Source organism: Gemmatimonadota bacterium, assembly GCA_009838645.1.
Classification (GTDB): domain Bacteria; phylum JAAXHH01; class JAAXHH01; order JAAXHH01; family JAAXHH01; genus JAAXHH01.
The window spans coordinates 448,190-472,191 of sequence record VXRC01000049.1; the positions used below are offsets into that span (position 1 = coordinate 448,190).

Consider the following 24,002-nt stretch of genomic DNA (forward strand, 5'->3'; position numbering starts at 1 on the left):
CGAGGACTGACCGTGCCGAGTAAAACCACCCTTTCCACCTGGCACGCGCTGCGAAACCGGCTTCACGCGCTACGCATCCGTAGCCGGTGGATCGTCATCGTCGAAGGGCTGTTCACCGCCGGCGCACTGATCTGCGTCCTCGCGCTTTTCCTTGCCGCGCTCGAATCCTACCTGTATCTCGACCGGGCGGTTCGCCTGGGCCTGATCGCGGCGGGGATCCTCCTCCTCGCGGCCTGGCCGGTCCGGCGCTGTCTGGACCGCCTGCGTAACGGTTTGTCCGACGAGGACCTCGCGCGGCGGGTCGATCGCCAGAATCCCGACCTGAACGACCGGGTCACCGTGGCCCTGCAACTCGCCGAGCAGCGGCAGGCGGGTTCCAGCGCTTACAGGACCTCCCCCGCGCTTCTGGACGCGGCGGTTTCGGACACCGCAAGGCACACCGAATCGGTGGATTTCAAAGAAGCGGATCAGCGGCACCGCATCGCCCGGTCCGCCAGGGGATTCGGTATCGCCGCGCTGCTGGCGCTGGTCGCGATGGCCGCCGATGGCGCGCCGCTTTCGAGCGCGCTGAACCGCCTGGCAAGCCCCCTGACCCATTTCCAGCCTCCGCAACGCACGTTTCTGAGCGTTGCGCCGGGCGACGTGGAAGTCACATCGGGCGGACAGGTCACGATCATGGCCGAAGCGTCCGGGGAGCGACCCGACCGGGCCGTTCTGCAACTGGTCTCCGACGACGGATTGCGGAATGCCGTGGAGATGAGGGTCACGGCGCCTGCATCCTACAGCCACACCGTGCGTGAAATCCGGGAGAGCATGACCTACGTCATCGAGGCCGGAGACGCCGTCACCCCTCCCTTCCGAATCAGCGCCATAGACCGCCCGTTTCTCGGCGCGCTGCACCTGACCTATCACTATCCGGCCTACACCAGGCTGTCGCCCAGAACTACCACGGAAGGCGGAGACATCGTCGCGCTGAAAGGAACGAAGGTGGACCTGGCCGCCGTGAACGCGGGCCGGGACCTGTCGGAAGCGGCGATTTACTTCGAGCACGAGGACAGGCCGGTAACCATGGCGGTGGTGGACGACACGGCCGCGGCGCCGCTGACCGTACGGACCGACGGACGGTACCGCATCTCGCTGCGCAACGCGGACGGTCACGAAAACGTGCATCCCGCCTGGTACCGGATCATCGCTCTGCCGGACCGCATGCCGTCCTTGCGGATCCTGTCTCCGGGCCGGGACACCGACCTCACGGAGAACATGGTCGTTCCGTTCCTGGTATCGGCCACGGACGACTTCGGATTCTCCGCCATGAACCTCATCCATCGCAAGGAACCCGAAGGCGAAGAACGGGTCAGGCCCATCCCCGTGGACACGGAGTCCACGATGATGACGCAGCCCTTCGTATGGGACCTTTCCTCAGAAAACCTGTTTCCCGGGGACGTGGTCTCCTACCGGATCGAACTATATGACAACGACACGGTGTCCGGTCCCAAACGGGCGGTAAGCCGAACCTACACGGTCCGGTTTCCAACGATTGAAGAGATCTACGAACAGATCGACCATACGCAGGAGCAGCAGGTAACCGAAATGGAAGACCTGCTGGAAGAGCAGGAAGAGTCAAAAAAGAAGATCGAAGCGCTGAACCGGACGCTCAAACAGAAAACGCGGCAGGAGGCGGAAGGGGTTCAGACGGAGGAACTGTCCTGGGAGCAGAAGAAGGAAATCGAGTCCGTCCTGGCCGGCCAGGAAGAGGCGACCGACGAACTTCTCAAGGCGGCCGAAGCGGTGAAGGCGGCTATGGAGACCCTCGAAGACCACGATTCGATGAGCCAGGAACTCATCGACAAGATGGACCAGTTGAGAAAGCTGTTCCAGGAGATTGCCACGCCCGAATTGCTGGAGGCCATGCGGGACCTGAAACAAGCCCTTCAGAACATCGACGACGAACAGTTGAAAGCGTCGATGGAAGCGTTCGAGTTCGAGCAGGAGGAGTTCCTGAAACGCCTGGAACGCAGTCTCTCCATTCTGAAGCGAATCCGGACGGAGCAACAGTTGATGGCCGCCGTTCGCCAGACACAGGACCTCGCCACCCGGCAGGACGAACTGCGCTACGCCACGGAGAATACGTCGGACGGCAGGGAAGGGATGGAACTGGCGGATAAGCAGGAGCAACTGGGCAAGGATACGGGTTCGCTGCAACGCGGTCTCGAGCAGCTGGCCAACGAAATGGAAGCGTTCCGGGACATGCCCGCTGAGCGCGTTCGGGACGCGTCCAGGGAAATGGAACGCCGGGCAATGACGGATTCCATGGAACGGATCGCTTCGCAGCTCAGACAGGGCAGGATGCGGCAGGCGATGGAAGGCCAGACTGAAGTGTCACAGTCGCTATCCGCCCTGGGCCAGCAACTGGAAGAGATCCAGGAACAGCTTCAGGAAGACCGGATGCAGGAAATCGCCGAGGGCATGCGGCGCGCGATGCACCAACTCGTCGATCTCTCCGTCGGCCAGGAGAGCCTCAACGAACGTACGCGTCAGCCGGGCGGATCCGTCACCCGGATCGATATCCTTTCCGAGGACCAGCAGGGGCTTTCGGATGGCGCATCGCTCGTAACCAACGACCTCGTATCCATCGCCCGTAAGACGATGTTCATCTCGCCAGCCATCGGACGAGCGCTGGGAGAAACACTGAACAGCATGGATCGCGCGGAGGGCCACCTGGCCGAACAGGAACGCGATTCCGCCGCCGAGGAGCAACTGGCCGCCATGGAGGCGCTGAACGAGACCGTGCTCGCCCTGCAGCGGGCCATGCGCAACATGGCGAATTCCGGTTCGTCCTCCGGCATGATGGATCTCATCTCACGGCTGCAGGGCATGGCGAGGCAACAGACTGGGATCAACGATCAGATGAACCAGATGATGGACGAGGCGGAGGGGCAAATGGATCTGCAGACCCAGGCGCAGGTCTCCAGGCTGGCGGCCCGGCAGGAAGCTTTGCGGAAGAGCCTCGAACAACTGCGCCGGGAACAGCAGGTCAACCAGGGCCAGGTCCTCGGACGATTGCAGGAAATCGAAAGAGAGATGGAAGACACGGTACGGGAATTGCATCAGTTCCAGATCGACCCCGGGCTGGTGGAGCGCCAGCAACGGATCCTGTCCAGGCTGCTGGACGCTTCAAGGTCCATACGCGGCCAGCGACGCGAGGAAAGGCGTCGGGCCGCCCCGGGGGAGGACCTGGCGACCCGCCCGTCGCCCGGCGATCTGTCCGAAGACCTGACCCGGTTCGAACGCACTTTGCGTGACGACGTCCTGGGCCGTATTGACGAAGGCGCATATCCACAGGAATACGAAGCGCTCATTCGTGCCTATTTCCGTGCCCTCTCCCACGTTCCGGTCGTGAACTAGGCGGTGATCGTGAAACGCATTCCCGAAGCGCTTTACGGCATTGCCATACCGCGACGCACACATCTCGATGGCGGTCTGCTTAGCTTACCGCGACGCACGGTTCTCGCAAGCGGTCTGCTCGCTCTATTGCTGGCGGTTCAGTTTTCCCTGCCCTCGAGCGTCGAGGGACAACTCAACCGGGCCGCCGACCTGAACCGGCGGATCGAACAGGCCAGGAGCCTGGAACGCCTCCGGCAGTATGACCGGGCCGCTGTCCTCTTCGAGCGGGTGCTGCAGGACGACCCGGATAACCGGTCCGCCCTTAACGGCGCCCTCAGGCTGTACTTCCGGCTGGAAGCGTTCGACAAGTTGATCCCTCTGCTCGAAACGCATATTGCGAAGTCTCCCGACGATTCAAGATTGCGCGGCAGGCTTGCCGAAGCGCTATTCGGCGCCGGACGGGCCGGCGAGGCGGAGGAACAGATCCGTAACATGCTGGAACGCTTTCCGCAGAGCGAATCGGCCGTGAGCCAGATCGCTAATCTGCACCTCAGAAGAGAAGCGTACGACCGGGCCATTCAGACCTACCTTGACGGCCGGAAGCGACTGGGCGATCCGGAGGCTTTCGCCCTGGCACTCGCCAGTGTCTACACCAGTGCATACGAAGTACCGGGCGCCGTCCGGGAATTCACGCGCTGGCTGACACAGCAACCCGGCCAGTCACGTATCGTCAACGACCGGATCGACCTGCTCGCGGCGATCGGAAGCCGGGAACTCGTGGAAGGAGCGCTACGATCGGCGGTGGCTGAACACCGGGACAGCAAGGACGCCCACGATCTGCTCGGAAGTTTCTATCTGCGGTCCGGCAAGACGGAGGAGGCACTGGCAGCGTACCGTGAAGCGGACCGGCTGGACGGGGACAGCGGGAAATACCTGGTCCGGTATGCCGATTGGGCGTTGCGGGAGGGGCATCACCAGGACGCCATCGATACGTACCGGGAGTTGATCGGGGCGAATGGGTCGGAGGCCCTGCGCGCCGAAGCGTATACCGGGCTTGCCCTGGCGTACCGGAAGCGCGGCGCCATGGACGATGCCGCCGAGACCTACCGGCAGATCATCGCGCAGTATCCGAATACGGGGTTCCGGGACGAGGCCATGTCCGACCTGGCGGGCCTGCTCCTGGTCCATTACCGGGACGCGCCGCGGGCGCTCGCCATGTTCCGTTCATTGCTGGCGGACGCTTCCGCGCCGGAGTACCGGGAGAAAGCCCGATTCGGCATGGCGGAGTGTTACGTCGCCCTGGGCAGCCTGGAGGACGCGATCGTCCAGTACAACGCCATCCTCGACCCGGAGGGCAAAGCCACCGAAGCTGAGACCCGGGCGCGGACGCAATACCACCTGGGTGAATTGGCGCTGTTCCAGAACCGCCTGGATGATGCACTTGGCCGTTTTCAGGATACGGCGGACCGCTTTACGGGCAGCCCCTATGCCAACGACGCGCTGGCGTGGACCATACTGATTGCGGAAGGCCGCCAGGGAGGAGACGGCCCGCTTTCCGATTACATCCGGTCGGTGCTGCTGCGGCGTCAGTACCGGGACCGGGAAGCCCTGGAAGCCTGCAAGTCGTTTATCGAAGAAAACGCGGATAGCCCCATCGCCGACACCGTAATCCTGGACATCGGGATGTTGCTCGACCGGATGGGCAAGCCGTTCCAGGCCGTCGCAGCCCTGCAGAACCTGATCAAGCGGCACCCGAAGAGCCGCCGCGTCGCCGCCGCCCGCTGGCGGATCGCGGAGATCTACGAAGTGAAGATCGGCGACATCCCCCGGGCGCTCACCGAGTACGAGACCCTGCTCCTCGCCCACCCCGACCACTTCAGGAACGACGCCGCCCGCCGCAAGATCCGGGAACTGACCGAAAACCATCCCCCCATGCCGTGACCATGTCCCGACCGCTTCACATTCACCTGGTGGCCGTCTGCGGCACGGGCATGGGTGCGCTCGCGGTGATGCTCAAGTCCCTTGGACACCGTGTCACCGGAAGCGACGAGAACGTATATCCCCCGATGAGCACGGTGCTTTCGGAGCAGCAGATACCGGTGTTCGAGGGTTTCTCTGCCGCCAACCTGGATCCTCGGCCGGACCTCGTGGTCATTGGAAACGCCGTTTCCCGGGGCAATCCCGAGGCCGAAGCCGTCCTGGAACTGAAGATCCGGTACGCTTCCATGCCGGAGACGCTCAAGTCCTTCTTCCTGTGGGAACGCAAGTCGATCATAGTCGCGGGTACACACGGTAAAACGACGACGACGGCGATGCTCGCCTGGGTGCTCACAGAGGCCGGCCTGGATCCCAGCTACATCGTCGGCGGCGTGCCTGTCGGCTGGCAATCCGGCGCGCGGCTGGGATCGGGCGACCTGTTCATCCTGGAAGGCGACGAATACGACAGCGCCTTCTTCGACAAGCGGGCGAAGTTCCTTCATTACCTGCCCGACACGGTGATCATCAACAACGTCGAGTTCGATCACGCGGACATCTACGATTCGATCGACGAGATCGCGCTTTCCTTCAGGAGGCTGGTCAACATCATTCCTAAAAACGGGTTGTTGATCGGACCGGAGGACGACGAGCGCGTCCTGACGCTCGCTTCCCACGCACACTGTGCGGTCCATACCCTGGGCATGTCGTCAAGCGCCCGGTGGTCGGCGCGCAACGTGTCCTTCGATCCCGGGGGCACGTCCTTCGACCTGTATGAGCGGGACGAGCACCGCGCCCGGCTGTCGACGGATCAGCTCGGCGACCACAATGTCAGGAACGCCCTGGCCGTAATCGCCGCCGCACGCCATTACGGGGTATCGTGGCCGGACCTGGCCCGGGGTCTCGCGTCCTTCCCCGGCGTGAAACGACGTCTCGAAGTGCGGGGCGAGGTAAACGGCATCACGGTCTACGACGACTTCGCCCACCACCCCACGGCCGTCCGGGCCACGCTGGACGCACTCAGCAAGGTCGCGCCCTGCCGGCGGACCTGGGCGGTGTTCGAACCCCGTTCGGCGACGACCATCCGACGGACCTTCCAGGACGCCTATGCCACCGCGTTCGACCAGGCGGACCGAGTGCTGATCGCGCCGGTTTACCTGCCCGAGAAGGCGCCTCCAGGAAACAGGTTTTCGGTGGAAGAACTAGTGGCGGGGCTGCGTGAACGCGGCGTGGATGCCGAAGCACCGGGCAACGTGGAACAGATCGTTTGGCGACTGGCTGGACAGGCGGAACCAGGCGACCGGATCGTGTTCATGAGCAACGGGGGTTTCGGCGGCATTCACGAAAAGACCATGAACATGCTGGAGCGAGGGCGCGCGGCGGAGCCTGGCTAGTCAGGCGGCCGTCGCGGAAAGGCGGTGGTCGTGGTCAGGCGGCCGGAGTCAGGCGTATCGTGCGTATACTTCGACGTCCAGCACGTTGCCGGCGGCCTTGAACTGCTGCCGGAGCGTAGCCTCGCGGACGAATCCCGCGTCTTCCAATGCAGCGGTCTTCGTGCCGTCGCCCGGTTCGACGTGGCAGAGTGCCTTGCGTCCGGCAGGCAAGAGAAAAGACTCGAGCAGCGGCTTCAGTTGTGCCTTGAAGGCGGAATGAACGGTCAGGTCGAGGAGCAAGGTCTCGCCGCGCCACCTGGTGTCCGGCACCAGAGTCGCGTAGCCCGCGACCGCGCCGTGCTCAGTGACCACCAGCCGGACCTGGACATCCTCCTCTTCCCGCGTTTGCTTCATCAGTCCCAGGTAGGCCCCCTCGAACATGCGCGGCCCCATATGTCCCAGTCCCACGTTGCGCAGGTGTGGCGGACCGTCCTGGGCGCAGAGCACGTTCAGCGAAGGCCAGTGCTTCCAGTCCCCCGGGATTACTCGGGCTTTGCCGGTCCCGTCCACCCGAAGATGCTCCACCTCGAAGGCGGCGTTCCCCATGTACTTCATATGGCCTGATTCCGGCACGACGCTTCGGAAGCCGAAGCCGTGGTAGAGGTAGTAGGGATGGGTGCCGTAACCGGTGGACAGCGTCAGGTACCGGTCGCACCGGTCCTTGAAATCGGCCATCTGTTCGGTCATGACGAGGCGGGCGATGCCCTTGCGGCGGTGTTCAGGCGCGGTATACACGTGGCTCAGGATGCCGATGCCGTCGTGCTCACTGACCATGATGTTGCAGACTGACCGGTTGTTCAAGCGGCCGAGGTAGAACCGGGTTTCAAGCGGGCCGACCCGGCCGGCGAAGACCTCGTCGAGGTGCCACTGTTCGTTGCTCGACTTGTGGGCCAGGATGGGCCGGACGAGCGGCGCATGGTTGTCCGGCGCCTCATCGTCGTCCGGTGCGTGGTCGCCTGACGCAAGAACGACGCCGATCTCCAGCGTTTCGCCTGTGCGGAGGGTCTTGTCAGCGATTGGTGTGTACATAGGGAGATGGTGAATGGTGCGGACTGGCGTACGGGCTTGAGTACGTGCCAAGGTGCAGAATCAAGAAAGGCTTGTGTACGGGCCAGCCCTGGGGCGTCGGCTGACTATGGTTCAGGGTCGGATCTAGTTCTGCCCGGTACAGCCCAGCACGTAGCCGACGGCCATCCCAGCCAACGCCACCTGAACCGTATCGATGACGACCTTGACCAGTGTACCGGTAAGACTCAGCATAGTGGTCATGCCGAACAGGCTCAAGCCGAGGAACAGATGGAGGAGCAACCCGAAGACCGCACTGGTCCCGAGGGCCTTTTTAGCGCCGGTATGGTCCGTCCAGCAGCCGAGGAGGACGGTCAGCAACGCCCCCATGGCCACGGCGCCCAGCACGATCGTCCACACGTTCGGGCTGGACTTCATGATCAGTTCGGGGGCTGTCACTGCGAAACCTGTGAAAAGACCGCCAAACAAGGTCCCGGTGACCAGGCCTAGTATCAGTACCGCAGCGGCTCCGGTCACGGTCGCCATGGCGAATCGTCGCACGGACATAGACTCCTCTTCCCGGGCAGGCTCAATCGGTGTTCAAGCGCTTGCCTCAGCCCGGCTCAACTGGTGACCGCAGCGGGGGATCCGGCCGAAGATCCGGCGGGCTGCTTCCTGCGCAGCACCATCCCGATCACGGCGCCCGCCACGGCAACGCGCACCGTCGTCAGGACGACGTCGAACAACGTCGCCTGCAGATTCATGTAGTTCACCGTGCCATAGAATATCATGCTGATCGCGAGACTCATCAGGAAACCGAAAACCGCACCGGTCCTGAGTCCCGCAACCGCGCCGGATACGCCCGCCCAGCAGCCGATTACGAGACACAGAAGGACGGCCAGAATCAACTCGCTCAGGTAAATGAACAGCATTTCGGGCGGGTCTTTGGCCACGGAGGCCGCGCCGGGTTCGGCATTCGCCGCGAAGTATCCGGTGAATACCATCGCGTAGAGGATGAATCCCAGGACGAGCAGGACCAGCGTGCCGACGATTATGGCGATCGCAATACGTACAATGCTCATAGTGGCTCCGGGAATTTGTAATCTACACAACCCTCAGTCTGTCCGGGATCTTAACTCTCCGCGAGACCTGCGACCCGGTCGATCAGCGTATCCACCTGGTCGGCCGTATCCATGACGTGCAGCGTGGCGCGTACCCCGCTGAAACCGCCGGCGGCGCCGACAGTACGGATATAGATGTTCGGGCTGCGGTACCAGAGACGCCCGACGATGAAGGATGGGTCGAGGTCCTTTACGGAAAAGGATATGAGGGCGCAGGACATACTTGGGTCGTCCGATGCGTACACCGTGACACCGTCGATGGCCTTCAGGCCCTGGATCAGGCGCCGGGACAGGTAACGGAGCCGGGCTTCCGTAGCCTCGACGGTAAGCCGGTTGTGGAAATCGAGGGCCGCGCCGATCGAGACGCGGTCTGAATAGCTCGTGGAACCCCGCTGTTCCAGTTTCCTCGCCCCAGTGATAGCCCATTCAGGATTCGAAGAACCCGTGTAGACCAGCGGATGCACTCTGTCCCCAATGTCGTTCCGTACGAAGAGAAACCCGGTATGCTGGGCCGCCAGCATGTACTTGTGGCCCGGTCCCGCATACATGTCGCATCCGAGTTCGTTCATGTCCATCTTCATCATGCCCGGCGGCTGGGCGCCGTCGATCAGCGTGATGATACCCCGGTCGCGGGCGATCTCGCAGATCTCCCTGACCGGCATGACGAACCCGTCGGTGTAATTGACGTGGCAGATTGTGAGAAATTTGGTCTTCGGCGTGATGCCCGCCGCCACGGCGTCGATGACCTTCTGCGGACTGTCCGGCGTGCGGAAACTGGGATCCGAGATGTCCACCATCTTGAACTCCAGGCCGTCCCGTTTCGCGCGGTAAGCCATCATGTTCTTCACCCAGCCATAATCATAGTTCGTGGTCAGGATCTCATCGCCGGGATCCAGCCGTAATCCCATGAATCCGAGGCCCATCCCGTCGGTGGTGCTGTTGGTAAAAGCGATTTCGTCGACCTCGGAACCTATGAACGCGGCCATCTTCTCACGGATCTCGTCCATCCCCGCGAAGAAGTAGGTCGACCAGCACATGTTGGGATCCGAATTCACTGCTTCCACGGCGTCGACCTGCGCCTTGTGCACGCTCACGGGCGAAATGCCCCGGGTGCCCGAATTCATGTAGATGACATTGTTGCGTAGCAGGAACTGGTTCGCCACGCCTTCCCAGTATGCCTCGTCGTCCGGGGCCGCTCCGCCGGGCGGGATGTCGGCGATGTCGGGCAGAGGCTCCGCTTCGGCTTCAGTGACCGAGGACAGCAGGGTCGACGCACCGGCCACCCCGGCCGCGCCGGCCATCACGCTGCCCATGAATCCGCGGCGGGACAGGTTCTGGATCCTCTCGGAATCCTGGATTCGGGAATCGATCTTGATCGAGCCTTCGTTGTCAGACATGGAAAACCTCCGTCAGGGATCGAAATTCTCCCAGAATTCAACTGTGTGGGGAAGGTTAGAGTTCAGTATAAACCGGTACAAAGATGTAAACAAGTATATACGTAATTAGTATCTTTGTAGCCCCGATTCATCGACTTTCTTGGAGGTTTTTCTGGAGTTCCGGGTGCAGGTTACTTACCAGCTTGTTGAAGTGATTACGCATCCAGAAAACAGCGTTTCTGAATTCCTCACTTTCACTATCTCTTAAAAAAGATGTGTCGCAATTTAAGGTAAAACCGAGTCTGGGTCTGCCATTTGCGTTTTCCCAGCAGTCCAGGTCATTCCCGATTTTGATCCTGTATACATCAAGTGATGAAGTGATTTCCTCAAATATCCGTTCCTCCCTGGTATGGTTCTTACGTACAGACAGATAGCAGCCCATAGTGCCCTGGCGTCGATATAGAAATGCGACAAAGGTCAACGCCCAGCCGTTGAATGACGAATTTCTAACTGGTATATGCAGGGTTGAGCCACGGGGAATCTCCGGCCATGTGTCTGCTGGCACATTAACCGTAGAATCAGAAAACTTTAAATCACTTAGAACGTCTGTCCAGAATCGCTGGTTCTCCTGTTCGCTTTCAGAAATTGTACTCGTACCACTACCTTCATCAGTCTCATCGGGATCAACTGGCATGAGCGACCCAAAGTCCCCCTCGAAAGTGAATCGCTGCACAATCTCGGTGCGCGCCAGGACGCGTGGATGAACGAAAAGTTGATCGGAAGCGTCTCTAAAAAGAATCGATTCTACCAGCGCCAAGTTGAAGTGCAACCCACTGTACCTCTGAACGAAGTCGACTATGTTTTCTACGCCCTCCTGAATTCCATCACCTACGATAAGCAGTAGAAACTCCCCTCGTCTCAGGTGACGGCTTACATTGTCTACAAAGTCATTCTCGTTCACAGCATTGTTTTCGTTCCTGACCAAATTGAAAAGAACATTCCCTGTATTTCCCGTGTTGAGTGATACTTCGCGTAGCAAATCTTCATATCCCCATGAAGCCAGGTCCTTGGCATAATCGAGAATCTGACCAATAACCTCGCGTCGCGCTTCCGGATTACGCCATAGCTTGAATTCTGCAAGTACCAGTCGCCCATGGGGGTTGACATACAAAGCATCTACTTTACCAGATGGAGTTCTCAATTCAGTACATACTGGTAAGATTCCCATGTATGCTGGATCGATTGCTGAAATCGGAAGCGTCTCGGGATGTCGATACAGAAGGTTCTGAAGGGTTGACTCGCTCATACTTCCTTCGGATACGTTGGCTCCGAGGCGCAGTCGTTCATAGATCTCCACTTCATTGTTATGGGCTGTGTCGATTTTGATTAGTCTGTCTTGCATAGGTAGCGCTCCAGCTTCATATCTAGAACGGTCGTGGCACTGTCCTGGCAGCTGAACAGTGGGTGAATCCATTGTTGGACGTTACGACTTCAGTTGAACGATACAGCATTAGTGGTGTGAACAGTCTCTATGAGATAGCAGTACCCTTAGTTACTTTAACACCACCTCTAACCTCGGTTAATCGTGCTTCTCCAGATACGCCCTCGTGCGCCTGTATTCCTCTTCTGCGGCAGGATCCAACTCGATCTGATTCATGCGTGCGCGGACATTGTATATATCCATCTCGTCCGGCGATTCCTGGTGATCTGTGATTTCCCGTATCCTGGCACTAAAATAGCCGCCCCAATCCGGCTGGCGTCCGTCCACGTCCGTAAAACCATACTCCTTCGCGAGCGTCCAGCTTCCGTACAACCCGCCGTGCTTCGACACGACGTCCGGATCGGCGGCCAGGGCCGCTACGCCCCTGCCCATGTAACACGGCGTTTCCGATTCCTCGAAAAACGAGTCATGCTTGATCCCATCCCGCCAGTTTTCCTCCGTGATCCCCATGCCGTCGAGCATCGCTTCGGACCGCAGAAAGCCGGGTGTAACGGTCAGCGCGGTGATGTTGTGTGCGTGGAGGTCGCGGGACATGGCGTAGCCCAGCCGGATCGTGGCGTTTTTGGCGAAATCGTAGAATAAGTTGCCCCGGTAGCCCATCGTGTCGCCGTCGGTGACTTCCACGATCAGTCCGGCGTTCCGCTCGATCATCATGGGTACCCCGTACCGGCTCGTGATGATATGGGTGTGCACCGCTCCTTCGAGCATTTTCAACCCCTTGGCCGTATCGAGTTCCCAGAAAGGCGAACCCCATTCGATCAATTCATCGCCGCCCCAGATGTCGTTGACCAGGAGGTCGAGCCGGCCCTGCTCGTCCCTGACGCGCGCGAATAACCGCTCCACTTCGGCTTCAACGGTGTGGTCGGTCCTCGCCGCAATACCGCGGCCGCCTTCGGCCGTGACCATTTCGGCGGTTTCTTCGATCGTCTCGGGCCGGCCCGGTGTGGCGGGATGGCCTTTCACGCTTCGCCCGGAGCAGTAGACCGTGGCACCCACCGCACCGAGCATGCGGGCGATCCCCCGTCCGGTACCGCGCGTCGCGCCCGCAACGACCGCCACGCGATCATGTAATGGTTTCGTTGTCATCTCATATCCCGGCAGTGGGTCCGACCGTAAATCGGCACATGACGTTGTAAGAAACGAAGTAAAGAAAGCGTTGAAGAATAAGTGTTGAAACAGATCAAAAGGTACATGCCGCGGCAGCGCATGTCAAAGTGATCGGCGGGGTGATCGGATAGCGGTTGTTTTGCCGTCCGGGTCCCATTATGGTATGGTTTCAAAGAAAGGTATACACGGGACGACTTTGACCCCGGAGGCATGTATGGCCATCATCCCGGTCGACTACACCAATCCACGCTACGACGCGAAGGTCCTGCACCGCTTTGCCGAAGAAGCGCTTCGCAAGGCCGGGCAATCGGAAGCCCACGCGACGGAACTGGCCGATTACCTGACCGCGACGGACCTGCGCGGCGTCCTCAGCCACGGCACCCGCCAGCTATCGGGCTACGTGAGGTCCTTCCAGTCGGGGAAGTACAATCCGAAGCCGAATATCAGGATCTTCCGGGAAGCGGGCGCCGTGGTGCAGTGGGACGGTGATGGAGGCATCGGACATCTGGTGTCCGCCCGGGCGATTCGTTCGGCGGTGTCCAAAGCGCGTACGTTGGGGATCTGCCTGGTCACGGCGACCCACTGCGGCCACACGGGTTCGGTCGGCAACTGGACGCGCATCGCGACCGGGGCAGGCATGATCTGCCTGTACTACAGCACGCCCATGAGTCGCCTTCCCTTCGACCGGCCGGAGCCCGTCGTCCAGGCGTTGAACAACCCGCCCGTGAGCTTCGGATTCCCTTCGGCGGAAGGTGAGCCGCCCGTGCTGATCGATATGGGCGTGCACCTGGAACTGCCCGACGTTCAGCGGGAAATCGCGGAGATCAGCGTGCTCCCCTTGATCAAGGGGCTGGCCTACCAGGTCGTCTCCGTCATGATGACCTGGCCCGTGGACGCGCAGTCACCTGTTGAGGTACGCTTTCCGGGCGCCACCAGCAGCCTGACCGCCATCGTCCTGGACCCCGCCTTCATCGGAGACCCGTCCGATTACACGCGGACGGTCGCGGATCTGCGCCAAAAAGTGCACGCCATGCAACCCCTGCCAGGGCTTGATCGCGCACTTCTACCGGGGGAAATCGAAGCCGAACGGGAGGCCGATTTCGGCGTGGACGGCATTCCCCTGGACGACGCCCATATCCGATCGCTTCGGGAACTTGGCGATGACCTGGGCGTGCCATGCTACTGGGAAACGGACGGATGAGGCCACCGGAAAACGGACCGTTGAGGCCGAAGCCACCTAAGACAGGACCGTCGAGCGTACCTGGCAATGAAGAGGCCGGGCATGCGGATCGGGAAGTCCTCCTGCATACGCTGGACCATTACCAGGCGAGTTATCCCGTGGAAGCGGACACGGTCGCCCGGATTAGGGACCTGGTCGCCGGACGCTCCGACTGCTTCGAAAGGACGTGCATGCCGGGCCACATCACCGGTTCGGCCTGGATCGTCTCGCCCGACCGGTCTAAATACCTGTTGACCCGGCACCGGATCTTCGACCGCTGGCTGCAACTGGGCGGCCACGCGGACGGTTGTCCCCGGCCCCACCTCGTCGCTCTCCGGGAAGCTGAAGAGGAATCGGGGCTCGATGGATTCGGGCTGTTCCGGGGACCTGACGGCTACGTTCCACTGGACGTGGACATTCACGTAATCGCCGCCCGGTCCGGCGTCCCTGCTCACGCGCACTACGACCTGCGCTATCTGCTGGCCGCCGCCGCGGAGCAACCGCTCGAAATCAGCGACGAATCCCACGATCTCAGGTGGTTTACCAGGGAAGAACTGCTCGGGGTCGTCCACGAAGAAAGCGTGCTTCGCATGCTCCGCAAAGGCGACGCCGTCCTGAAGCGGGGCGGTGGGGAATTCGTTTACGGATTCTCATGACGATTCGCTTGCACGCCTCCCGGGGTGGGCGTATATTCTCCCCGCGTTTGCCGACAATCTTTCCCGGACATTCCGCCCCGTTCCGAGGCGCTCGATCCGAGACGCTCGGGACGGCTTCAGAACCGAAAGAGGTGCCGCACCATGCCCCCACCCGTAGCCCTGCAATTGTATACCCTCAGAACATTGGCCGACGAGAACTTCGAACGCGTGGTGAACCTGACGGCCGAAATCGGGTACGCGGGCGTAGAACCCGCCGGGTTTCCCGGCACGACGCCGGAGGCGGCCGGCCGGCTCTTCGAATCGCTGGATCTCGAGGTTCCCAGCGCCCACCTTCCCCTGCCCGTGGGCGAGAACAGGTCCTACGTCGTCGAGACCGCGGACGCGATCGGGACGAAGCGTGTCGTGTCCGGTCTGGGCGCTGACGACCACAGCAGCGTGGACCGCATCAAGTGGTCGGCGGACCGCTTCAACGAGGCCGCGGAGTCCGTTGCGCCCCACGGCATGACCTTCGGGATTCACAATCACTGGTGGGAGTACCAGGAGGTGGAAGGACGGATCGCGACGGATATCCTCCTGGAGCATCTCACGCCCGAGGTATTCTTCCAGGTGGACGTGTACTGGGTGCAGGTCGGCGGACCGGACCCGGCCGGCGTGCTCGAACAGCTCGGGGCCCGCGCGCCGCTGCTCCACCTCAAGGACGGGCCCTGCCTTCGGAATACGGACATGACCGCCCTGGGCGAAGGGAAAGTGGACCTCCCCGGCGTGATCGCGGCCGGTGGAGACCATACCGAGTGGCATATCGTCGAACTGGACAGTTGCGCGACGGACATGGTCGAAGCGGTCCGGAAAAGCTATAACTACCTGGTGGATAACGGCCTTTCCCGGGGTAACAGGTAGCAGATTCGGGCGGGCCGTGGTTCCTTACGTACGGTGCGCCTGACACGGGATGGAGCGTCTGCACACGACGAGCAGGAGAAGGAGAAGGAGCATGACCCGGGAAGAAGGCGAACGGAAACGCGGACAACTGGTCCGGGACGGCTACTGCCATATCGAAGGCGTGCTGCCCGAGGACTTCCTGGCTGTCCTTCGGGAGGAATCGGACCGGCTGCTCGATGCCGCGGATCACCCGCCCGAGTGGCAGTACCAGGGCTCCGACCTGCATGTGACCGGCAAAGACAACGCGGTGATGGGGAACCTGCTCGACTGGCCCGTCACCCGCGAGATCCTGGAAGCCATGGGCCTGACGGATTTCACCCCGTCCGGCATCGTTATCATCCTCAGCAAACCGGCCGGCGGTCCGCCGCTATACTGGCATCAGGACTGGATGGCGTGGAACGATCCCATCAGCATGGCGCCCTGGCCGCAGACCATTTTCCTTTCCTACTATCTCGTGGACACAGACTTCGAGAACGGGTGTTTCCGCGTCATACCCGGCACGCATCGCCGGCGCATCCCCCTGCACGGCCAGGTGGAGGTCCCCCATCAGCAGACCGCGTATTTCGCCGATGTGCAGGATCCGCATATGTTCGGCGACCACCCGGATGCCGTGGATCTACCCGTGAAGGCCGGCGACCTGGTCATCGGGGAAGCGCGTGTCCTGCATTCGGCACGGGGCAACAACACCGATCGCAGGCGGACGCTGCTCCTGGGCTGGCACAACCGGCCCGTGACCGTACCGGATTACTGGACCGGCAAGGTCCCCGGACCCATCGCGAGCCGTCCGCCGGACGCCCAGTACGAAGTCACTCGCATCCCCGGAAAGTACCTGGTGTAGTGCGATGACCGAGCTTGAAAACGCCGTTTACGAGCTGGACGTATACGGATTCACGGTGGTGGAAGGTGTCCTGTCCGGCGACGAGGTCGAATCGATGCGCCGGGTGCTGATACGTCTGGCCGAAGAGGTCGGCGAAGAACGGGAAGGCGCGGGGTCCTGCCGGCACGTCGCCAACCTGCCTACCCTGGACCCGATCTTCTTCCCGGTCATCGATCACCCCCGCATCCTGCCCATTCTCGAGCATTACCTCGAGCCGTCGCTGATCCTGGGAAGCCTGAACAGCCGCATCGTGCGTCCGGGAGACGGCGACCAGGGCTTTCACAGCGACATCCCGGCCGAAATGCTCAACATGGCCTCGCCGGTCATGATGAACACCGTGTGGATGCTGGACGGCTTCTCGCCGGAAAACGGCGGGACCCGGGTCGTGCCCGGCACCCACCGAAGCGGGCTTCCCCATCCCGCCAGCGATGCCGACGTGAAGTACTACGTGCAGCCTGCCGCGCCGGCGGGCAGCGTGCTGGTCTTCAACGGCCAGTGCTGGCACGCGGGCGGCGCCAACCACGGCAGAGCCAATCGGCACGCCCTGTTCGCCCACTACCGGAAACGCATGCTCATGTTCCAGTATGATCCCCACGAAGGGTTTCCTGCGGAGTGGTACGGCCTGCTTTCGAACCGCCAGAAGGAGATCATGCGCATGAAGCACGGCGTGGACACGCCCCGGGCGGCCGACGTCCAGGTCTTCAGGTAGTCCGCATCCGCCCGGTCTCAGCCGGTCAGGACTTCCGGATTGACGATGTGGTCCGGCCGCTCGCCGTTCCATACCTGGAGGGCCATGGTCAGCGCCATGTGCCACATGCGTTCCCGGCTCGCGACCGTTACGCCGGCGATATGCGGGGTGACGACGACATCGGCGCGGTGGAGCAGCGGGTTCTCAGGGGACGGGGGTTCGGGATCGAATACATCCAGGCCGGCCCCGTCGAGATGACCCCGGTCGAGGGCGGCGCAGAGCGCTTCTTCGTCCACCAGACCGCCCCGAGAAACATTGACGAAGAACGCGCCCGGTTTCATCTGTGCGAAGCGTTTTCCGTCCATCAGCCGGTGTGTTTCCTCCGTGAGCGGCGCGTGCAGGGAGACGACATCCGACCGGGCCAGCACGTCCTCGATCCGCTCCGCCCGTTCGATGCCCATGGCCGTCGCCCGCTCCGCCCCGATATAGGGATCGTAGGCTATCACCCGCATGCCCAGGGCGGCGGCCAGTTCCCCGACCCGGCCGCCGATGCGTCCCAAGCCGATCAGACCCAGCGTCCGTCCGAAGACCTCCATGCCCTGGTAGCCCGACAGGTAGTCCTTCCCGGGACGTTCTGCGAATTCGCCGGAAACCCGCTTGATATGCTTGACCGCGGACAGGATCAGGGCAATCGCCGTTTCCGCGGTGGATACGGTGGGGCCTTCCGGTGTATTGCAGACGGCGACGCCCCGTTCCGTGGCATCCTGAACGACGATGTTGTCGATGCCGATACCCGTCCTGCAGATGACCTTCACGTCCGGATATCGGTACAGAAAGCCGCCGTCGTAGTTCCGGCGGGCGCCGGCGACGATCGCGTGGGCGCCGGGCAGGTCCCGGAGCGGATCATCGGGCGACGCTTCCGCCGAGCCGTTGACGTGCAGCCGCTGGTCGAACTCCGCACGAATCTCGGGAGGAATGGTTCGATCCGACCAGAGCCTCAACATGGAACGCTCCTGCACAATACAGGCCGAGCGAACCCCGCCGTTGCGACAAATGGGTTGCCCGGCATCAAAGAAATCCATACATTACGACTATCGTTCAGCACAAAGCCGCACATGGCCGTGGGATATCATAGAACGTTCTTCCATGATCCGCAAGTCAATCGATATCCTTCAATCGGCATGAAACGCGGCGGCCGGGTTCCCGTGAAGATCGGGATTCCGGAACGACACCGAACCGGAGAACCCCGAAGTGATTCGACACTACAGCCGTATAGCCTGTCTGATCTGCCTTCTCTTCGCCTGGACCGTTCACACGCAGGAAAAGGATCCCGCCGTGCCGGAGGCGGATTCCGACGCCGCGGCGGAACCGGATTCCACCGGCGCCGGAGGCGACCCCCTCCTCGTGCCGGCGAACAGCACCGGCGAAATCGACTTTTCCGTGGACGTGAGCGGTTTCAGGGGGGAGGAAGGACAAACCTACGTGGAGTTCTATTTCCTGTGCCGTCCGAGCGGTTTTACCCTTGAAGAAAAAGATGACGGTGTCTACGCCGCCACCTTCCAGATCGATCTGTCCATCATCAACGAGCAGGACAACGCCGTCTTCCAGTCGGTTCAGAAAAGGGAATACCAGACGGACCGGCCCGTCACCATCACCCGAAGGGGCGAGGAAAGAGTGGTACTGGAACAGATCGCCGCAGGCGTCGCTCCGGGCAAGTACCGGGCGAAGGCCATCGTGACCGACCTCAATTCCAGGCGTTCCGGCGAAGCCGAGAAACCCTTTGTCGCACAGCCGCTTGACGCACCCGGACTTTCTGTAAGCGACCTGCAGTTCTCCACGCTCATTCAGCAGGCGCAGGAGCAGAACCGGTTCACGAAAAACGGCCTGCTGGTGCTGCCCAACCCCTTGCGGATATTCGAAAAATGGATTGAAATGCCCGAAGACGGCAGCTATAAGCCGCGAAACCTGTTCCTGTATTTCGAGATGTACAACCTGACTCCGGATTCGGCGACCGACGAGGCGACCTACGACATCTACCCGTCGGTAACCAGCCATGCCAACGAGATGACGTTTCCACTACCTCCCAGGAAGAACCGGAAGGTATCGGGATCCGACGGCCTGGACGTGATCGTCCTGGACTACATGACCTTCCCGGAAGGTATCTACACCCTGGAAATCAAGGTCAGGGACGCACAGGCCGGGACGGAAGCGACCAGTTCGTCCGTCTTCGAGATTGTCCAGCCTCCGCCGCCACCGCCGCCCGCCACTGTCCTCACGGAGGAACAGGCAAAACGGGGACGGAGACAGCTGGCCATCATCGCTTCCAAGCGTGAACGCGAACTCTACGACAATCTCGACCTCGAAGGTAAGACCGAATTCCTGATCGCTTTCTGGCGCATGCGGGACCCGACGCCCGAGACCCCGGAGAACGAATCCATGATGGTGTTCAACGAGCGGTTCTCCTATGCCGATTATCAGCTGGGCGGGGCGGAAAGCGACCGGGGCTCGGTTTTCATCCGGTACGGACAGCCGGAGGAGATCGAGCGGCATGATTCCGACAACATCATGAAATCACACCAGATCTGGTACTATACGGAAGGCGTTCAGGGCGATCCTTCACGGACCACGGAAGGCGGACGTCATTTCTTCGTTTTCGGTGATCGTCGGAACATCGGCAGGTACGAACTGGTGCATTCCTCGGCGCGGGGAGAACTATACAACCCGCAGTGGCGGCAAGACCTGCTACTGATTGACGAGAGCCAGCTCCTGGAACACAGGGGATTCGACGGACCGAACCTGCCCGTACCCCTCAGCGCGCCCGAGACCGATCCGGGCAAGCCCTGAGCCCAGGTAAGCCCAGAGCCCGGTCAAGCCCAGAGCCCGGCACTCATTCCACTTATCCGCAGACAAAAGCATCCAGTGTCTTGCCGAGACGGCCGGCGACGGACGGCATCATGCGGACCGTGAGGCGGACGCCCTCCGGTTCGTCCTCCCGGTGCAGGACCTCCCCCGACTCATAGACCATGGAAATGGCGTGTCCGTTTTCGTAGGGAATCAGCAGTTCCACTTCCACGCGATGGCGGTCGACCCTGATTGAAATCGCCTGGCGCAGCCGCTCCACGTCATCGGGGTCCAGTGCGGAGACCGTGATGGCGTTGGGATAGGAGAGCTGCAGGAATTCCAGGGCGTCGGGACTTTCCAGCCTGTCCGTCTTGTTGAAGACCAGCAGCAGTGGGAGATCGGAAACCCCCAGTTCCGCCAGCACCTGGTTCACCGTCACGATATGTTCCGCGTGGTTGGGATGGCTGCCGTCTACCACGTGGATCAGCAGGTCCGCGTCGTAGACCTCGGTCAGCGTGCTTTTAAAGGATGCGATCAGGTGGTGGGGCAGTTTCCGAATGAAACCCACGGTATCCGAAAGCAGAACGGGTTGGCCCGGGGTCGCGTTGACCACGCGCGTGGTCGCGTCGAGGGTGGCGAACAGCCTGTCCTCGATCAGCGTGCCTGCCTCGGTGAATCCATTGAAAATCGTGGACTTGCCGGCATTGGTGTACCCGATCAGCGCGATACAGAACATGGCGCTTCGGCGTTGTCGCTGCCGGTGATAGGAAGCGGCCACCTGCTCGAGATTCCTGCGAAGGTGGGTAATGCGCCCGCGGATCAACCGCCGGTCGATCTCCAGTTGCGTCTCGCCGGGCCCCCGGACCCCTATGGCGCCGCCCGATCCGGCCGCCACGCCGCCTTCCTGCCGGGAAAGGTGGTCCCACTGCCTCGTCAGCCGCGGCATCATATACTGCAACTGGGCAAGCTCAACTTGCAGCTTGGCCTGCTTCGACTTCGCCCGCGAGGCGAATATATCGAGTATCAGTCCGCTGCGGTCCAGAATGCGCCGTTCGATAACGCGGTCCAGGTTCCTGACCTGCGCGGGGGTGAGGTCGTCGTCGAAAATCACGAGGTCGATTTCCTCCGCCTCGCACCGTTCGGCGATCGAACGGGCTTTTCCGGTTCCGATATAGTACGCCGGATGCATGGCGCTGCGGACCTGGATCACCCGATCGACGATCTCCGCGCCGGCGGTATCGGCCAGCAGGGCGAGTTCGTCGAGCGACTCCTCCATCTCGCCGACCCGTTCTTTTGATGGCACCATGCCGATCAACAAGGCGCGTTCACGAGTGTTTCGGGGTATTTCGTGCATTTCACGCATAGGGTGGCTACGCTTTTTCTGGGTCCATGCTCCTGCCGGCCCGCCCGGCCCGCCCGGCCCGTCCGGTCCGTCCGGTCCGCCCGGTTCGCGATCCCGACAGCCAGTATTCCGCCAATATGAGCGCCATCGCGAGGACAATCAAAGACTTCCAGATCTCATACCCGCCCGGGGCGCCGAGTGTCCCACCGCGAGGAACGCCCGGGGCGCCCGCCGGATCCATGAGTACGACATCCTCACCGGCTCCGAACAATCCGGCCGCCTCTTCCGGCGAAAACCGGGCCAGATCCGATTCCCGCGTATCCGGATTTACCGCGAAGGCCTGCACAACGGCGTCACCGTCCCACAGCGCATACACGCCGGGTTGTTTCGTGTCCGGAACTTCCACCATAATCCCGTGGCGTCCGGCCCGGGCATTGACCGTCTCGGTACGTCCCGAGGGGTACTCGAGGTAGAGGCCGGCGTCTGCCCGCAAATCGGTCATGGGCTGTACTATGGGTCTTCCCGCCAGGTGACCCCCTTCGGCAACCGTCACCGACGGATGCAGGTACCGAACGCTGCGATGCATGAACGGCACGAACGCGCTGCGCAACGCCAGGTCGCTCCACCCGGTGTTCAAGTCTGAAGCGACCAACAGCGCGCGGCCGCTGCCGGACCGACCTTCGAGGACGGCCGGCGTTCCGTCCATGAATCGCGCGATGACCCGTGCGCCGAGACCCGCATCGACGCCATAGGACGCGTAGAACCTGGCCTCGCCGGCCGACAGGGATTCGGCGTATCGGCCGTCGAAACGAAACACGGGATGCTCGGAGTCGACCTGGTCCATCCGGTGAAAGGAGGACTTGCTGCCGGGCGTTCCCCTTCGTGACGTGATCGAGCAGTCGAAGACGCCGGTGAAGAAACCGTTTCCGTAAGCCGCCGGATCCAGTCCCTCACCGAGAAAGACCAGTACGCCGCCCCCGGAGGAAACGTAACGCTCCAGGCTGGATAGCCGCGCCGGCGTCAGTTCCACGGCGCCGTCCACGATCAGCACGCCCGTATCGTACAGATCGCTGTTCAACACGTCGGCGGATGCAGTCTGTACGTCCACGGGCGTGACCAATCCGCCTGACGGCCTCAATACCTGCTCGATGAAGTAACCGGATTCACTCTGTCCGATGGCTGTAACGCCAAAGACGTCCGGAACCTCGAGGGTGAAATACCGCCGGTTATCGGCCGCGACATCATCCTCGTCCAGTTCCACGTAACCGGAATACCTGCCCGGCGTGTCGATGACGACGTTGAACTGCACGGAACCAGCTTCGCCCGTTTCGGCCGTCACCTGGCGGCTGTCCCGGTCCAGGCCGTTAATGACGAGCCGGAGTTCCCTGGTCCGCCTGGTACGGCCGGTCTGCCCGGTCTGCTCTGTTTGCCCGACCTGCTCAGCCTGCCCGGCCTGCTCAGCTTGCTCAGCCTGCTCGGCCTGCTCAGCCTGCTCGGCCTGCGCGGTCTGCTCGGCCTGCGCGGTCCAGTGTGTGCCCGCGGAAACGCCGTTCCGGTAGGTGAAGGTCGCGACAAACCGCTCCGGTTGATTACGGATCAGCAGGCCCTCGCTGACGGAGACCTCGTCGATGCTTGCGTTTTCCACTCTCCCCGCCTCGAAGGGGTAGAGGTAGATCGGCGCACGCGATTCCGAAGGCGCCTCCGATGCGGATACGGCCAGACGCTCCCAGTCGCTTCGCTGCAAATCCGACAGAATGTAGATGCTCTTGTTCGCCGATACGATGCCGGACAGTTTCCGGCGGGCGAGACGCACGGCGCCGGCGATGTCCCCCGAACTCTCGGATACTTCCGCTTCCGACAGGCGCGCCGAGAGCGCTGCGGTCCGGTCCGTGGGAACGGGCGGGACAGCCTCGGGCGGCGCGGCGGTCAGTATGATCAGGCCCTCGTCGCCCGGCTGCATCGCATCCATGATGCGTCCGGCCTCGGTCCTGGCGGCGTTGAACGGCGTGTCCCCGTAGCGTCCGGCGCCCATGCTGTATGAATTGTCCAGTACGATGACGAAGACCGACCGCTGTTCGACGCTGCTGCCCAGCAAGGCGCCCGCCAGGCCTTCGATGACCGGCCGTGCGAAAGCCATCACCAGGAGCAGGACAATGAGCACCCGCAGAAGAAGCAACAGGAGTTCCCGGAGCCTCAGGGCCCGAGACCGTTGCATATGGTGATCCCTGATGAAAATGACGGAACTGAAATCGACGGTGGAGACTCGCTGGCGGTGGAACAGGTGTATGACGATCGGTACGGCGACCGCAACGAGCCCAAACAGCATCAACGCGTTCAGAAAGGTCATTCTGCTTCCTCCACGGCGGTCTGGTAATATACCTTCGGAGCCGGCGCCCGTAAAGCGATAACATCGGGAGATCGGCGGCCTCCTTCCGGGGTAACGCCCGCGCCGTAAGGAGGGTGCCGAAGGTGGTATCGCCCCGGCGTTGCGGCTCCTTGGGCGGGCACGCATACCGGGGTGCCGAACGGGGTGCCGAACGGG

Annotated in this window: 18 protein-coding genes; 9 read left to right on the top strand and 9 right to left on the bottom strand. The window is 61.9% G+C overall.

Annotated elements, in window-relative coordinates:
* The first annotated feature begins 12 nt into the window (after window positions 1-12).
* From F4Y38_15870 to mpl, 3 genes are read left to right on the top strand one after another with little or no spacing between them, the layout of a single operon-like run.
* Window positions 13-3,405, top strand: a complete 3,393-nt coding sequence (locus F4Y38_15870; protein MXY50757.1) for a hypothetical protein — start codon at window positions 13-15, stop codon at window positions 3,403-3,405.
* Between the two features lie 3 nt (window positions 3,406-3,408).
* The gene (locus F4Y38_15875; GenBank protein MXY50758.1) at window positions 3,409-5,325 is read left to right on the top strand and encodes a tetratricopeptide repeat protein; all 1,917 of its coding nucleotides are present in this window, start codon (window positions 3,409-3,411) and stop codon (window positions 5,323-5,325) included.
* A 2-nt stretch (window positions 5,326-5,327) separates the two neighbouring features.
* The gene (gene mpl / locus F4Y38_15880) at window positions 5,328-6,752 is read left to right on the top strand and encodes a UDP-N-acetylmuramate:L-alanyl-gamma-D-glutamyl-meso-diaminopimelate ligase (protein ID MXY50759.1); all 1,425 of its coding nucleotides are present in this window, start codon (window positions 5,328-5,330) and stop codon (window positions 6,750-6,752) included.
* A gap of 48 nt (window positions 6,753-6,800) precedes the next feature.
* On the opposite strand, the gene F4Y38_15885 is transcribed toward mpl, so the two are convergent.
* The 6 genes from F4Y38_15885 to F4Y38_15910 form a co-directional block, all read right to left on the bottom strand.
* Entirely contained in the window at window positions 6,801-7,820 is a 1,020-nt protein-coding gene (locus tag F4Y38_15885; GenBank protein MXY50760.1) for a GNAT family N-acetyltransferase, read from the bottom strand.
* 123 nt (window positions 7,821-7,943) lie between these two features.
* Window positions 7,944-8,363 (bottom strand): hypothetical protein, encoded by a 420-nt coding sequence (locus F4Y38_15890; protein ID MXY50761.1) that lies wholly within the window; start codon window positions 8,361-8,363, stop codon window positions 7,944-7,946.
* 56 nt (window positions 8,364-8,419) lie between these two features.
* Window positions 8,420-8,878, bottom strand: a complete 459-nt coding sequence (locus F4Y38_15895) for a hypothetical protein (protein MXY50762.1) — start codon at window positions 8,876-8,878, stop codon at window positions 8,420-8,422.
* A 50-nt stretch (window positions 8,879-8,928) separates the two neighbouring features.
* Entirely contained in the window at window positions 8,929-10,314 is a 1,386-nt protein-coding gene (locus tag F4Y38_15900; GenBank protein MXY50763.1) for an aminotransferase class V-fold PLP-dependent enzyme, read from the bottom strand.
* 127 nt (window positions 10,315-10,441) lie between these two features.
* Complete coding sequence (locus F4Y38_15905; GenBank protein MXY50764.1) at window positions 10,442-11,695, bottom strand: hypothetical protein; 1,254 nt, start codon at window positions 11,693-11,695, stop codon at window positions 10,442-10,444.
* Between the two features lie 177 nt (window positions 11,696-11,872).
* Window positions 11,873-12,880 carry an SDR family NAD(P)-dependent oxidoreductase gene (locus F4Y38_15910; protein ID MXY50765.1) on the bottom strand — a complete coding sequence of 336 codons (1,008 nt, stop codon included), beginning with the start codon at window positions 12,878-12,880 and terminating at the stop codon, window positions 11,873-11,875.
* 184 nt (window positions 12,881-13,064) lie between these two features.
* Between F4Y38_15910 and F4Y38_15915 the strand changes: the two genes are divergently transcribed.
* From F4Y38_15915 to F4Y38_15935, 5 genes are all read left to right on the top strand, one after another.
* The gene (locus F4Y38_15915; GenBank protein ID MXY50766.1) at window positions 13,065-14,102 is read left to right on the top strand and encodes an Ldh family oxidoreductase; all 1,038 of its coding nucleotides are present in this window, start codon (window positions 13,065-13,067) and stop codon (window positions 14,100-14,102) included.
* On the top strand, window positions 14,078-14,776 hold the full coding sequence (locus F4Y38_15920) for an NUDIX hydrolase (GenBank protein MXY50767.1): 699 nt from the start codon (window positions 14,078-14,080) through the stop codon (window positions 14,774-14,776). The genes F4Y38_15915 and F4Y38_15920 overlap by 25 nt, the downstream gene beginning before the upstream one ends.
* A gap of 141 nt (window positions 14,777-14,917) precedes the next feature.
* On the top strand, window positions 14,918-15,673 hold the full coding sequence (locus F4Y38_15925) for a sugar phosphate isomerase/epimerase (protein MXY50768.1): 756 nt from the start codon (window positions 14,918-14,920) through the stop codon (window positions 15,671-15,673).
* A gap of 49 nt (window positions 15,674-15,722) precedes the next feature.
* Complete coding sequence (locus F4Y38_15930; GenBank protein MXY50769.1) at window positions 15,723-16,550, top strand: phytanoyl-CoA dioxygenase family protein; 828 nt, start codon at window positions 15,723-15,725, stop codon at window positions 16,548-16,550.
* A 4-nt stretch (window positions 16,551-16,554) separates the two neighbouring features.
* Complete coding sequence (locus F4Y38_15935; protein ID MXY50770.1) at window positions 16,555-17,298, top strand: phytanoyl-CoA dioxygenase family protein; 744 nt, start codon at window positions 16,555-16,557, stop codon at window positions 17,296-17,298.
* A gap of 17 nt (window positions 17,299-17,315) precedes the next feature.
* Here F4Y38_15935 and F4Y38_15940 read toward each other — a convergent pair whose 3' ends face one another.
* Window positions 17,316-18,359 carry a hydroxyacid dehydrogenase gene (locus F4Y38_15940; GenBank protein ID MXY50771.1) on the bottom strand — a complete coding sequence of 348 codons (1,044 nt, stop codon included), beginning with the start codon at window positions 18,357-18,359 and terminating at the stop codon, window positions 17,316-17,318.
* Window positions 18,360-18,528: 169 nt separating this feature from the next.
* Between F4Y38_15940 and F4Y38_15945 the strand changes: the two genes are divergently transcribed.
* Window positions 18,529-20,121, top strand: a complete 1,593-nt coding sequence (locus tag F4Y38_15945; protein MXY50772.1) for a GWxTD domain-containing protein — start codon at window positions 18,529-18,531, stop codon at window positions 20,119-20,121.
* Window positions 20,122-20,173: 52 nt separating this feature from the next.
* On the opposite strand, the gene hflX is transcribed toward F4Y38_15945, so the two are convergent.
* Both hflX and F4Y38_15955 read right to left on the bottom strand, forming a co-directional pair.
* Window positions 20,174-21,481: a GTPase HflX gene (gene hflX / locus F4Y38_15950; GenBank protein ID MXY50773.1), complete on the bottom strand. Its 1,308-nt coding sequence runs from the start codon at window positions 21,479-21,481 to the stop codon at window positions 20,174-20,176.
* 7 nt (window positions 21,482-21,488) lie between these two features.
* A complete protein-coding gene (locus F4Y38_15955; protein ID MXY50774.1) occupies window positions 21,489-23,972 on the bottom strand; it encodes a VWA domain-containing protein in 2,484 nt (827 codons plus the stop codon).
* Window positions 23,973-24,002 lie beyond the last annotated feature (30 nt).

Excerpts from the sequence above, each read along its gene's own strand:
- mpl (MXY50759.1), top strand. The coding sequence starts at position 5,328 with ATGTCCCGACCGCTTCACATTCACCTGGTGGCCGTCTGCGGCACGGGC.
- F4Y38_15885 (MXY50760.1), bottom strand. The coding sequence starts at position 7,820 with ATGTACACACCAATCGCTGACAAGACCCTCCGCACAGGCGAAACGCTG.
- F4Y38_15890 (MXY50761.1), bottom strand. The coding sequence starts at position 8,363 with ATGTCCGTGCGACGATTCGCCATGGCGACCGTGACCGGAGCCGCTGCG.
- F4Y38_15895 (MXY50762.1), bottom strand. The coding sequence starts at position 8,878 with ATGAGCATTGTACGTATTGCGATCGCCATAATCGTCGGCACGCTGGTC.
- F4Y38_15900 (MXY50763.1), bottom strand. The coding sequence starts at position 10,314 with ATGTCTGACAACGAAGGCTCGATCAAGATCGATTCCCGAATCCAGGAT.
- F4Y38_15905 (MXY50764.1), bottom strand. The coding sequence starts at position 11,695 with ATGCAAGACAGACTAATCAAAATCGACACAGCCCATAACAATGAAGTG.
- F4Y38_15910 (MXY50765.1), bottom strand. The coding sequence starts at position 12,880 with ATGACAACGAAACCATTACATGATCGCGTGGCGGTCGTTGCGGGCGCG.
- F4Y38_15915 (MXY50766.1), top strand. The coding sequence starts at position 13,065 with ATGGTTTCAAAGAAAGGTATACACGGGACGACTTTGACCCCGGAGGCA.
- F4Y38_15920 (MXY50767.1), top strand. The coding sequence starts at position 14,078 with ATGCTACTGGGAAACGGACGGATGAGGCCACCGGAAAACGGACCGTTG.
- F4Y38_15925 (MXY50768.1), top strand. The coding sequence starts at position 14,918 with ATGCCCCCACCCGTAGCCCTGCAATTGTATACCCTCAGAACATTGGCC.
- F4Y38_15930 (MXY50769.1), top strand. The coding sequence starts at position 15,723 with ATGGAGCGTCTGCACACGACGAGCAGGAGAAGGAGAAGGAGCATGACC.
- F4Y38_15935 (MXY50770.1), top strand. The coding sequence starts at position 16,555 with ATGACCGAGCTTGAAAACGCCGTTTACGAGCTGGACGTATACGGATTC.
- F4Y38_15940 (MXY50771.1), bottom strand. The coding sequence starts at position 18,359 with ATGGATTTCTTTGATGCCGGGCAACCCATTTGTCGCAACGGCGGGGTT.
- hflX (MXY50773.1), bottom strand. The coding sequence starts at position 21,481 with ATGCGTGAAATGCACGAAATACCCCGAAACACTCGTGAACGCGCCTTG.
- F4Y38_15955 (MXY50774.1), bottom strand. The coding sequence starts at position 23,972 with ATGCGTGCCCGCCCAAGGAGCCGCAACGCCGGGGCGATACCACCTTCG.